This is a genomic window from Streptomyces thermoalcalitolerans (genome assembly GCF_039525155.1).
Lineage (GTDB): Bacteria > Actinomycetota > Actinomycetes > Streptomycetales > Streptomycetaceae > Streptomyces > Streptomyces thermovulgaris.
Genome location: NZ_BAAAHG010000088.1, coordinates 1 through 11,368, shown reverse-complemented (window position 1 = coordinate 11,368; position 11,368 = coordinate 1). Strand labels below are relative to the sequence as shown.

The following is an 11,368-nucleotide window of genomic DNA, read 5'->3' as shown; positions in this document are numbered from 1 at the left end:
GCCGCCGAACGCGCCGGCGATCAGGCCGCCGGTCACCGCCAGGCCGACCGCGAGGGCGATGGTGGTGGCGCTGACCGGCGCGGTGAGCGCCACCTCGAGCGAGGTCGCGGTCGGCCCTCCGGGGCCGCCGAGGACGGCTCTCCCGCCGCCGGGGCCGGCCGGCCCGCCCAGGGGGCCGCCGAGTCGCGCCTGCAGCACCGGGCCGACCGCGGTCACCAGGTACGCGCCCGCCAGGCCGAGCGCGATGCCGAGGGCTCCGCCGGCCAGGCCGTTGACGACGGCCTCACCGACCACCTGCCGGGTCACCCGGCCCGACGTCCAGCCCAGCGCCTTGAGCGTGCCGAACTCGCGCACCCGGCGGGAGACCGCCGAGGAGGTGAGCAGTCCGGCGATCAGGAACGCGGCCACCAGCACCGCGGCCGACAGCCAGGTGCCGACGCCGGTGGCCAGCTCGGCGGCGGTGGACAGGGAGCCGGAGACGGTCTTGGCCAGATCGCTGGAGGTGGTGACCGTGGTTCCCGGGACGTTCTTCCGGATGGCGCTCTTGACGGCGTCGAGCTGCTGCGAGTCGGTCGCCTTGACGTAGATCGTGGTGACCTTGTCCTTCTCGCCGCTGAGCGTCTGCGCCTGCCGCAGCGGGATGTAGAGGTCGGCCGCCGCGTCCCCGCTGCTGGCGGTCGCGATGCCGATGACCTTGTAGGTGACGCCCTTGATGGTGACGGTGCTGCCGGCCTTGAGCTTCTTCTCCTTGGCGTACGCCGCGTCGGCGACGGCCACCTCGGCGTTCGTCTCGGTGGTCCTGAAGGCACGGCCGCTGGTGATCTTCGAGGAGGTCAGCGGGCCGAGCTCCGGCCGGGTGACGTCGGTGCCGTAGACCGTGTAGTGGTTGACGTCGAAGTCGGCGCCGCCGCCCTCGATCCTCACCGGCGGCCCGCCGCCCGGCCCGCCGCGCTGCTTACCGCCGTCCTGCTGGAGCCGGCCGCGGGTGAACTGCCCGCTGACCTTCACCACGTGGAGGTTCAGTCCGCCGACGGCCGAGGAGACGCCCTTCTGGTCGGCGACCTGGGTGACCGTCGAGGCCGGCAGGGTGGCGAAGCCCTGGGTCATGACCAGGTCGCTGCTCTGGGTGTCCGCGGAGCCGTCGTCCTTCGCCTCGAACCGGAAGCGCGGACGCTGCCCGCCGTCGGAGGGAGGCGCGGCCGCCTTGGTGACGGTCATGTCCGTGCCCAGCCCGTACAACGACTGCAGGACCTTGTCCTGCGCCCTGCTCATGCCGTGGGACACGGAAGTGACCACGATGACAAGGGCGATGCCCAGTGCGAGACCGGAAGCGACCACGAGGGCCGTCTTTCTGCGGCGGCGCAGCTCGCGCCTCAGACAGGTGAAGAACATGCGCCGCACGGTAGGGACGCACTCTGATGGAGCCGTAAGGCCGGCCTGAGAGAACGATGAAAAGGCCGGTGCCGCCCCGAGGGGCGGCACCGGTCATGCTGCGCGAGGGCCGTCGGCCTCCGGGAAACCCCGGGAAACCGTCAGATCGCCGAGCCGGCCTTCCACTGCTCCCAGCTCATGTTCCAGCCGTTGAGGCCGTTGTCCGGGGCGACGGTCCGGTCGCCGGTGTTCCGCACGACCACGACGTCACCGATCATCGAGTTGTTGTAGAACCACGCGCCCGGCGTGTTGGGGTCGTTCGCGCCCTGCTTGTCCTCCAGGCCGACACAGCCGTGGCTGGTGTTGGCCACGCCGAAGACGCCCTTGCCCCAGTAGTTGCCGTGGATGAAGGTGCCGGAGGTGGTCAGGCGCATGGCGTGGGGCACGTCCTTGATGTCGTACTCGCCCTTGCCGTCGTCGTCGGTGAAGCCGACCGTCGCGCCGTTCATCCGGGTCTCCTTGAACTTCTCGGAGATCACCATCTGGCCCTCGTACGTCTTGTTCTCGGGCGCACCGGCGGTGATCGGAATGGTCTTGATGACCTTTCCGTTCCGCGTGACCTTCATCTGCTTGGTCTTGGCGTCGACGTAGGAGACCTGATTGCGGCCGATCTTGAAGGTGACCGTCTTCTGCTGGACGCCGTAGACGCCCTTGGCGCCCTCGACGCCGTCGAGGGCGAGCTTCAGCGTGACGGTGGAGTTCTCCTGCCAGTACTCCTGGGGACGGCAGTCCATGCGCTGGGAGTTGAACCAGTGGCAGGCGACCTCCTGGCCGCTGGAGGAGGTGACGGTGATGCCCTTCTGCACGGCCGCCCTGTTGGTGATGGCCTTGTCGAAGTTGATCGAGACGGGCATGCCGACACCGACGGTGGTGCCGTCGTCCGGCGTGAACGTGCCGATGAAGCTGTTCGCCGGGGAGACCGTGGTGAAGGAGGCGTTCTCGTGGGCGGCGCGCCCCTGGGCGTCGGTGGCGGTCGCGGAGACCTTGTAGGTGGTGGCGCGTTCGAGCTGCCCGGTGGGCTTCCAGCTCTTCTTGTCGTCGGATATCCGGCCCTCGACGGGCTTGCCGTCGGCCGTCGTCATGGTGACCTCCGTCAGTGTGCCCTTGGTCACAGTGACGGTGGCGGAGTTGTTGATGGAGGCGTTGTTGGAACCGTCCGCGGGTGTGATCTTGATCTGGGCCTCCGACGACTTCTGGGCCGCGGCCTTGTCGGCCCTGGCCTGCGAAGAGTCGCCGTTGCCGGCCGCGTCACTGCTGCCGGAACAGGCCGTGAGCACCAGTACACCGCCGAGCAGTGCGGACGCGGCCATCAGGCGACTGCGCCGCTTACTGTTCGTCATCACACGCTTCTCCATCGTTTGGCGATCCCCAAAACCCCTCGGGCTCCCCGTCGCAGATCTTTAACGCTACGACCGTTTCGCCCCTTTTCCCATGCCGCCCGTGTGTGGGCCTCACCACGTTCGTCGTGACGGGCCGGCCGGTACGTTCCGTGAGACGAAGAAATCCGAACGGTGGTTCCGGGCGGCGGTCACGGCCGGGTCCCGACGATCCGGACGAGGTCAGCCGGGAAACCCGGGGTGCTCCCTGCGGTCCGCTTCCCCTCCGTCGTCCTCGTCGTCCCCGTCCCTCTCCTCATCATCCTCGTCCAGTTCCCAGCCCGGTGCGCCGGGGTCGTACTCGATGCGCTCGCTGGACCAGGACGCCTGCTGGAGTTCGACTCCCGGCATCCCCTGGGTCAGTACGAAGGGGTCGACCAGATACGCCAGGGCCTCCGCGGTGTCCTCGGTCACAGCCCCTTCGGCCTGCCTCCGCTCCACGGGGTCGAGCTCCTCGTCCTCCGCGATCCGGCGGCGGGCCACCTCCACGAGGGCGTCCTCGTCCGCGACCTCGAGGACCAGCTCCACGCGAAGCCGTACAAAGCGCGATGTCTCTGCGGTGCTCATGTCCGGAGCGTACGGCTCAAACCTTCCGTGACTTTCCTGTGACCCGAGATTTTCACTACCATCACCCCACATGGCCAATTCGCCAGCGCCACAAGGGGATCGATATTCCGTGTCATCCGCTCGCCGTACGTTGCTGACCGCCACTGCCGCGGGCACCCTGCTGGGCGCCCTGTGGTTCGTCCCCTCCGCGAACGCCTCGGTGGACGCCCCCGCGAGAGAGACCGGTCCGGCCGCGCCGACGACGGTCACGGAGCAGGGGCGGCCGGTGTCCACGACGGCGGAGGGAGCCAGGACCCAGCTCGACTCCGGGACCGAGGTCGCGACGACCGGGGCCGGCTCCGGGACCGAGCTCGCCGCCACCGGAAGCATCGACACCACTCCCTACGTCATCGGCGGAACGCTTTTCCTCGCGCTGGGTGCCGGTTTCGTGGTGTATTCCGTGCGACAGGAACGGCTCGACCTCTAGTCGACCGGAACTGCGCCGAGTTGGGCGACTTGTGGCGTGAGGACGGCCGGGGCCTGCCGGAAAGGACGGGCACCGGCCGTCTCTCCTTCTCCTCTCCTTCCCGCCCTTCCTGATCTTCCCGCCCTTCTCGCTCTTCTCTCGTTTCTCTCGCTTCTCGCCTTTCCCGGCTTTCTCGCCTTTCTCGGCTTTCTCGCCGCTCTCGTCCTTTTCACCGCCTCACCGCAGCGGGCCGGTGACGGCCTCCGCCGCCGTGACGAGCCGGCCGTCGCGCACAAAGGCCTCCGCGGCGGCGAGATCGGGAGCCAGGAACCGGTCCGGGCCGGGGCCGCCGACCCCCGCTTGCCGCAGGGCGTCGACGACCGCCCGGGTCGCCGGGGCCGGGGTCAGGCCCTCGCGCAGCTCGACGGCGCGGGCTGCGGCGTACAGCTCGATCGCGAGGACCCGGGCCAGGTTGTCGACGGCCGTGCGCAGCTTGCGCGCCGCCGCCCAGCCCATGGAGACGTGGTCCTCCTGCATGGCGGAGGAGGGGATGGAGTCGACGGAGGCGGGCACGGCGAGCCGCTTCATCTCGCTGACCAGGGCGGCCTGCGTGTACTGAGCGATCATCAGCCCGGAGTCGACACCGGCGTCGTCGGCGAGGAACGGCGGCAGACCGTGGCTGCGGTTCTTGTCGAGCAGGCGGTCGGTGCGGCGTTCGGCGATGGAGCCGAGGTCGGCGGCGGCGATGGCGAGGAAGTCCAGGACATAGGCGAGCGGGGCGCCGTGGAAGTTGCCGTTGGACTCCACACGGCCGTCGGGCAGGACGACGGGGTTGTCGACGGCGGAGGCGAGTTCGCGCTCGGCGACGAGCCGGGCGTGCGCGAGGGTGTCGCGGCCGGCACCGGCGACCTGCGGGGCGCAGCGCACGGAGTAGGCGTCCTGGACGCGGGGGGCGTCGTCCTGGTGATGGCCGGTGAGGCCGGAGCCCTTGAGGAGGGCGAGCATATTGGCGGCGGAGGCGCCCTGCCCGGGGTGGGGGCGGATGGCGTGCAGCTCGGGGGCGAGGACCTTGTCCGTGCCGAGGAGTGCCTCCAGGCTGAGGGCGGCGGTGATGTCGGCGGACTTGTAGAGGGTGTCCAGGTCGGCGAGGGCCATGATCAGCATGCCGAGCATCCCGTCGGTGCCGTTGAGCAGGGCCAGGCCCTCCTTCTCGCGCAGCTCGACGGGCCGGATGCCGTGCTCGGCGAGGAGGGCGGCGGCGGGGCGCACGACTCCGTCGGGGCCCTCGGCGTCGCCCTCGCCCATGAGGGTGAGGGCGCAGTGGGAGAGCGGGGCCAGGTCGCCGGAGCAGCCGAGGGAGCCGTACTCGTGCACGACCGGGGTGATGCCGGCGTTGAGGAGGTCGGCCATGGCCCGCGCGACCTCGGGGCGTACGCCGGTGCGGCCGGAGCAGACGGTCCTCAGCCGCAGGAACATCAGGGCCCGTACCACCTCGCGCTCGATCCGCGGGCCCATGCCGGCGGCGTGCGAGCGGACGATGTTGCGCTGCAACCGGGTGCGCAGCTCCCGGCCGATGTGCCGGGTCGCGAGGGCGCCGAAGCCGGTGCTGACGCCGTAGACGGGGTCGGGCTTGGCCGCCAGCGCGTCCACGATCTCCCGGGCCGCGGCGAGAGCCGCCACCGCCTCGCCGGAGAGCTCGACGCGGGCACCGCCGCGGGCCACGGCGAGAACGTCGGACACGGTGACCCCCGACGTCCCCACCACCACAGTGTGCATATTCATATTCAGGAGCGTACGCAGTGAATGCAAGGGTGTCACCAGGGGAGAGCGCGAGATGTTTCCCGCTTTCCCCGGCCTCTCCGGTCCCCAGGACCGCGGTCCTCCGGCTCGTCAGGAGCCGCAGCTCTCCGGGGGCCTGCGGCCCCGGAAGCGGCGCCGCTCCGCCGAGGACAGCGGTGCGGGCGGGGGCTCGTCGAGCAGGCGGACGACCGGGTCCTCGGGACCCTCACGGCCGGCGACGACCGGTCTGTCGGCACGCAGGGCCTTCGCCCGGTACTGCGCGGCGTCGGCGAGCCGGAACAGCCGCCGGGCCGAGCGCACCGGCCCGATGTCGTCCTCGGTGGAGGCCACCCCGCAGGCGACGCCTTCCCCCAGTTCCAGCTCGGCCGCGCGCCGGCACAGCTCGTCGGCGGCCTTGACCACCTCGTCGGCGGACGGGCCGACCGCGAGCAGACAGAACTCGTCCCCGCCGAGCCGGGCCACGAGGGCGCCGGGCACCATCGCCCCGCACAGCGAGAGCACGGACCCGAACCGTTCGAGAAGCCGGTCGCCGACGGCGTGGCCGAGGGTGTCGTTGACCCTCTTGAGCCCGTTGAGGTCGCAGACGACGAGGCTGACGGGGACGCCGTCCGCGCGGTGCCGCTCGATCGCCTCCTCGAGGCGTACGTCGACGGCCCGGCGGTTGGCCAGCCCGGTGAGCGCGTCGGTGAACGCCAGGCGGCGGGCCTCCTCCAGCCGTTCGGTCTGGGCGAGGCCGGCGGCGACGACGGCGGCCAGCACGGTGGCGAAGTCGGCGTCGGAGCGGGTGAAGAGGGGGGCGTCGGCCGTGCGGGCGACGTAGAGCTCGCCCCACGCGCGCCCGTGCTGCACGATCGGCGCGACCACGCAGCAGCGGCGTCCGCGCCGGCGCAGGGCCGTGACGCGCCGATGGCAGTAACCGGGACGGCCGGCGGCCGGTCCCTCGTCGGTCTCCACCCAGGCGTTGGGCTCGCCGCCCGCGGCCCAGCGTTCGTGCAGGAACTCGGTGATCTCCGGGAACTGGTGCACGGGGTAGGTCTCGTCCTCCGGGAACTCCTCCTCCCCCGGCGCCAGCTCCCCGACGTTCACCAGAACCCGCAGCCGCCCCCGCTCACGCTCCCACACCGAGAGCGCGGCGAAGTTCCCCTCCAGCGCCTGGCATGCGCCGAGCGCGGCCGCCCGCCATGACTCGCGCGGGGTGTGCGCCGCCGCCATTCCCTGCGCCAGTTTCACGACCGCCGCCAGCCGCCTGTTCTCTCCCATCACCCCAGAGTAGGGACATTCGAGTCAAACAGGTGCGCCGGTGCGACTGCCGATGCACCACCGTGACAACCGCTGCCGCCGGTGATCCGTGGGGCCGGCGCGACCACGGCGCCGGGCGGGCCGCTCGGCGCCGGGCGGGCCTACTCCCCCGGCCAGCGCGGCGCGCGCTTCTCGTTGAACGCGGCCACGCCTTCCGCCCGGTCCGCCGAGAACGCCACCGAGCGCCAGGCCGCGTCCTCGACCTCGAGACCGGCCCGCAGATCCAGTCCGTGTCCGAGCCGCAGCGCCCGCTTGGCCGCGCGCAGCCCGACCGGCGAGTTCGCCGCCATCCGGGCACCCAGCTCCAGCGCCTCCGCACGGTCCTGTCCCGCGTCGACCAGCCGGTCCACCAGCCCCAGCCCGTGCGCCTCCTCGGCCTCCAGACGCCGCGCCGTGAAGATCAGCTCGGCCGCCCGGGCCGCCCCCACCCGCCGCGGCAGCAGCTGCGTACCGCCGCCGCCGGGAATCACGCCCACGGACACCTCCGGCAGCCCCACCACGGCCGTACGGTCGGCCACGATCACGTCGCAGGACAGGGCCAGCTCGAAGCCGCCGCCGAGCGCGTAGCCGTGCACCGCGGCGATCGTCGGCATCGGCAGCTCCAGTACGCCGGTGTACGCCGCGCGCGCGATCGGCCGCTGCCGCATCAGATCGGCGTCGCTGAAGGAGTTGCGCTCCTTCAGGTCGGCGCCGACGCAGAACGCCCGCTCGTGCGACGACGTCAGGACCACCACGCGCGCGTCCCGGTCGGCGGCCAGCGCCGTGCACGCCCCGGTGATCGACCGGGCCATGTCCGTGGACACGGCGTTCATGGCCTTCGGGCGGTCCAGGACGAGCTCCGCGACGTACCCGTGGCGCCGCACCAGCACGAACTCCCCGAACCGCTCCTCGTTCACGGCATCCTCGCTCATGACACCCTCCTGGTTAACGAGGGTTAACAACGTAACAGGAGCAGGGGGGTCGGGTCACTACGCGCCCGCTGTCGAACTCCGACCCCCCGTTCGAGTGACATCCCGCCCAACCTTCACCGAACCCCCACGAGAGCGCATAACGTGCGTCCCTCACGGCGCAGTGGGGGCGCGAGTGCATCGGCAAGTGCATCGGGGAGGACTGCCATGACGACGGACACGGCCACCGTGCGGACGGCGGACACGGACACGGCCACCGCGCAGCAGGACGACCCGGTCGAAGACGGCGCGCGGACCCGTCCCCGGGGTCTCCGGACGCGCGGACGTCATCGCAGGCCCCGCCCCCGCAAGGCGCTGCTGGCCGTCGGAGGGCTCGCGGTGGCCGTCGGGCTGCTGAGCCTTCTGCGGCCGATGCCCGAACACCCCGGATACGAAGACGGCGGCCCGGGCCGTGCGGAGGCCTGGCCCCGCACGGACACCGGCAGCGGCGGGTCCGCCGAGGCCTCCGGCCCGGTCGAGGCCGGGCCGGCGGCCGTCGCCTCGGTGGTCGCTTCCCCGGCGACCGCTCCCCCGGGTGGGGCGAGCCCTGCGCCGACGGCGTCCGCGCTCCCGTCCGCAGCCGCGTCCGCGACCGCGGCCCCGTCCGCGTCCACCGCTTCGCCCGGCACCACGGCCGGTCCCCCCGCCGGTCCTGTCCCCGGTCCCACCGCAGGCCCCACCGCCGGTCCCACGGCGACTGCCGAGGTCCCCGGTCCGCCGGAGCACCGGGCCCCCGCCGGCACACCCGAACCACCCGGCCCCAACGCCCCGCCCTCACGCCCCGCACCGGCCCCGAGCCGCAGTACGCCGCCCGCGTCCGGCGAGAACGGCGGCAAAGGCAGCGGCGGAGGCGGGAACGGGCTGTGCCTCCCGCTCCTCGGGCTGTGCGTCGGCGTCCAGATCGGTGCGGCGGCCCACTGAGGCGCCGCCGCGCCCCTACGGCGTGTCGCCGTTCCGCCGGGTGAGCAGCCAGGGTTCGACCACGCCCAGTCCACGCACCGGCCGCGGCCACATCGCCTGCAGCGCGAAGCGGTACGCCGGCGGTTCCTCGCCCTCCTTCTCGGCGGTGGCCACGGCCTCGGCCGCCTCCTCCTCGGAGGCCGGGGCGTCCTTGGTGCGGATCAGCTCCTCGGCGAAGGCGCTGTCCACGAGCACACCGTCGCGCGGGGCTATGGAGGTGAGCCGGGAGGCCAGATTGACGGTCGTCCCGAACACATCGCCCATACGGGTGGTCACCGTGCCGAACGCCATGCCCACGCGCAGCTCGGGCATCGTCTCGTCGTTCGCCATGGTCTCCACCAGCCGCAGGGCGATGTCCGCCGCCGTACCGGCGTCGTCGGCCACGTACAGCACCTCGTCGCCGAGCGTCTTGATGAGCCGGCCGCCGCGCGCCGCCACCAGGTCGGCCGCGGTCGTCTCGAAGGCCTCGACGAGCTCGCCGAGTTCCTCCTCCTCCATCCGGCGGGTCAGCCGGGTGAAGCCGACCAGGTCCGCGAAGCCGACGGCCAGACGCCGGTCGACCATCTCCTCGTCGTCGGCGGCCTGCACGACCCGGCCCGCCGAGGCGGAGAGCTGGCGGCGCCAGACGTAGACCAGGAACTCCTCCAGCTCGGGCAGCAGCAGCTCGACGATCGGGTACGTCACCTCGGTGCGCGTCATGCCCGGCTCGGGAGGCTCGGTCAGCCCCTCCAGGAAGGAGTCGATCTGCCACTCGGCCAGCCGGGCCGTGGTCTGCCCGGTGGACCGGGCCACCTGCACGGCCATGGCCTCGCTGAGCAGCCCCGCCTCGACCAGACCGGCGAGCCGGCGCAGGGCCAGGACGTCGGCCTCGGTCAGTGCCTTGGCCTGCCCTATGTCGGCGAACCCCATGGCCCGCCAGAAGCGGGAGGCCAGCTCCATGGAGACGCCCGCGCTGCGGGCCGCCTGGAAGGGGGTGTAGCGCCGCTCCGCGCCCAGGATCAGCTGTTCCAGGCGCAGCGCAAGAGGGTCTTCCTCGGAGCGGGCGGACTGGGATTCCCCCCGCTCGTGCGGAGACGAGCGTGGGGGAGGCTCCTCCCGGCCCTCCGCGTCCGCGCCGGAGCCCGTGTCGTCGACAGTCACGCCTGCTGCCCTTCCGATCTGCCGCGGTCAGGTACCGACCGGCCTCAACTCTACGGCAGCTGTGCGCCAGCTCACTCGGTCAGGTTGCACCAGGAGGTGGCACACAGGGTGGCACAAGGGGCATCGACCTGGCATCTTGCCGCCGCGACCGCCCCCCGAAGGGGACTGTGCCCGGTCCTTCGACCGGCCTGCACACCCTTGCCCCCGAAGGCCGGGGACCGGCCCGTGCCGCCCCGGCCCGAGCGCCCCCGCGCCCGGAGGACAGCTCTCACGCGGGCCTCACGTGGACGATGTCGCCCGCCCCCACCGGTTCCCGCACCCCCTCCCGGGTGGCGATGACCAGGCGGCCGTCCCCGTCCACCGCCACCGCCTCCCCCACCACCGACCGGTCCCCCGGCAGCTCCGCGCGGACCTGCCGTCCGAGCGTGGCGCAGCCCGCCGCATACGTCTCCTGCAGGCCGCTCGCCGCCGGGTCGCCGCCCGCCGCGCGCCACCGCACGTACCAGTCCTCCAGGGAACGCAGCATCGCCCGCAGCAGCGGATCGCGGTCCGTGCCCACCGCGCCGGCCAGGGCCAGCGAACCGGCCTGGGGGACCGGCAGTTCGTCCTGCCGCAGGCTCACGTTGACCCCGACGCCGACGACCATCGCGTCGTCGCCCGCCCGCTCGGCGAGGATGCCGCCGGCCTTGCGTTCCTCGCCGCCGACCGTGACCAGCAGATCGTTGGGCCACTTCAGCGCCGTGTCGACGCCGGCGGTGCGGGACAGGCTCGTGGCGACCGCGACTCCGGTGAGCAGGGGCAGCCAGCCCCAGCGGGCCACCGGGACCTCATGGGGCCGCAGCAGAACCGAGAAGAACAGGCCGGAGCGGGGCGGAGCCGTCCACGGGCGGTTCAGGCGGCCCCGGCCGGAGGTCTGCTCCTCCGCGACCAGGACGGCGCCCTCGGCCGCCTTGCCGGCGGCGGCCCGGGCCACGAGGTCGGAGTTGGTGGAGCCGGTGCGCTGCACCAGGTCCAGCTCGGACCACAGGCCACCCGGACGGATCAGCCCGCGCCGCAGGGCCCTGACGTTCAGGGGCGGGCGGTCCAGATCGGACCAGCGGCTGCCCCGCGGGGTGCTCTCCGAGCCGTCGTCTGCTGCATATCGAGGCGTCATGCAAGCCACACTAGATGTGGTGAACACCGCACCGCCGAACAGCGGGGCCCCCACTACTGTGCGGACGAACGACCGTCCCCCCTCATGGGCAGGCATTGCGAGCAGGCAGGGAGCAGCGATCCCGATGTCCGAGCCGGAAGAGCGTCAAGAGACCGACATTCATACGACTGCGGGCAAGCTGGCGGATCTGCGGCGCCGTATCCGGCAGGCCACGCACGCCGGCTCGCAGCGCGCGGTGGAAAAACAGCAC

10 protein-coding genes are annotated in these 11,368 nt (G+C 72.4%); 2 read left to right on the top strand and 8 right to left on the bottom strand.

Features of this window, described 5'->3' with window-relative positions:
• The 3 genes from ABD224_RS28020 to ABD224_RS28010 form a co-directional block, all read right to left on the bottom strand.
• The coding region (locus ABD224_RS28020; protein ID WP_344054883.1) for an ABC transporter permease at positions 1 to 1,392 on the bottom strand (1,392 nt) is incomplete at its 3' end.
• 140 nt (positions 1,393 to 1,532) lie between these two features.
• Positions 1,533 to 2,771: a L,D-transpeptidase gene (locus ABD224_RS28015; RefSeq protein WP_344054881.1), complete on the bottom strand. Its 1,239-nt coding sequence runs from the start codon at positions 2,769 to 2,771 to the stop codon at positions 1,533 to 1,535.
• Positions 2,772 to 2,990: 219 nt separating this feature from the next.
• Positions 2,991 to 3,374, bottom strand: coding sequence for a hypothetical protein (locus ABD224_RS28010; protein WP_344054879.1), 384 nt, complete (start codon positions 3,372 to 3,374; stop codon positions 2,991 to 2,993).
• A 109-nt stretch (positions 3,375 to 3,483) separates the two neighbouring features.
• Between ABD224_RS28010 and ABD224_RS28005 the strand changes: the two genes are divergently transcribed.
• Positions 3,484 to 3,840: an LPXTG cell wall anchor domain-containing protein gene (locus ABD224_RS28005; RefSeq protein WP_344054877.1), complete on the top strand. Its 357-nt coding sequence runs from the start codon at positions 3,484 to 3,486 to the stop codon at positions 3,838 to 3,840.
• Between the two features lie 216 nt (positions 3,841 to 4,056).
• Here ABD224_RS28005 and hutH read toward each other — a convergent pair whose 3' ends face one another.
• The 3 genes from hutH to ABD224_RS27990 all read right to left on the bottom strand — a co-directional run bounded on the left by hutH (position 4,057) and on the right by ABD224_RS27990 (position 7,814).
• Positions 4,057 to 5,595 (bottom strand): histidine ammonia-lyase, encoded by a 1,539-nt coding sequence (hutH, locus tag ABD224_RS28000; protein WP_344054887.1) that lies wholly within the window; start codon positions 5,593 to 5,595, stop codon positions 4,057 to 4,059.
• A gap of 114 nt (positions 5,596 to 5,709) precedes the next feature.
• Complete coding sequence (locus ABD224_RS27995; RefSeq protein WP_344054874.1) at positions 5,710 to 6,879, bottom strand: GGDEF domain-containing protein; 1,170 nt, start codon at positions 6,877 to 6,879, stop codon at positions 5,710 to 5,712.
• A gap of 140 nt (positions 6,880 to 7,019) precedes the next feature.
• Positions 7,020 to 7,814 (bottom strand): enoyl-CoA hydratase/isomerase family protein, encoded by a 795-nt coding sequence (locus tag ABD224_RS27990; RefSeq protein ID WP_344054885.1) that lies wholly within the window; start codon positions 7,812 to 7,814, stop codon positions 7,020 to 7,022.
• 219 nt (positions 7,815 to 8,033) lie between these two features.
• On the opposite strand from ABD224_RS27990, the gene ABD224_RS27985 reads away from it, so the two are divergent.
• Entirely contained in the window at positions 8,034 to 8,786 is a 753-nt protein-coding gene (locus ABD224_RS27985) for a hypothetical protein (RefSeq protein ID WP_344054872.1), read from the top strand.
• Between the two features lie 15 nt (positions 8,787 to 8,801).
• On the opposite strand, the gene ABD224_RS27980 is transcribed toward ABD224_RS27985, so the two are convergent.
• Together ABD224_RS27980 and ABD224_RS27975 are read right to left on the bottom strand one after the other, a co-directional pair.
• Complete coding sequence (locus ABD224_RS27980; protein ID WP_344054870.1) at positions 8,802 to 9,965, bottom strand: adenylate/guanylate cyclase domain-containing protein; 1,164 nt, start codon at positions 9,963 to 9,965, stop codon at positions 8,802 to 8,804.
• A 268-nt stretch (positions 9,966 to 10,233) separates the two neighbouring features.
• On the bottom strand, positions 10,234 to 11,118 hold the full coding sequence (locus ABD224_RS27975; protein ID WP_344054868.1) for a biotin--[acetyl-CoA-carboxylase] ligase: 885 nt from the start codon (positions 11,116 to 11,118) through the stop codon (positions 10,234 to 10,236).
• Positions 11,119 to 11,368: the final 250 nt, after the last annotated feature.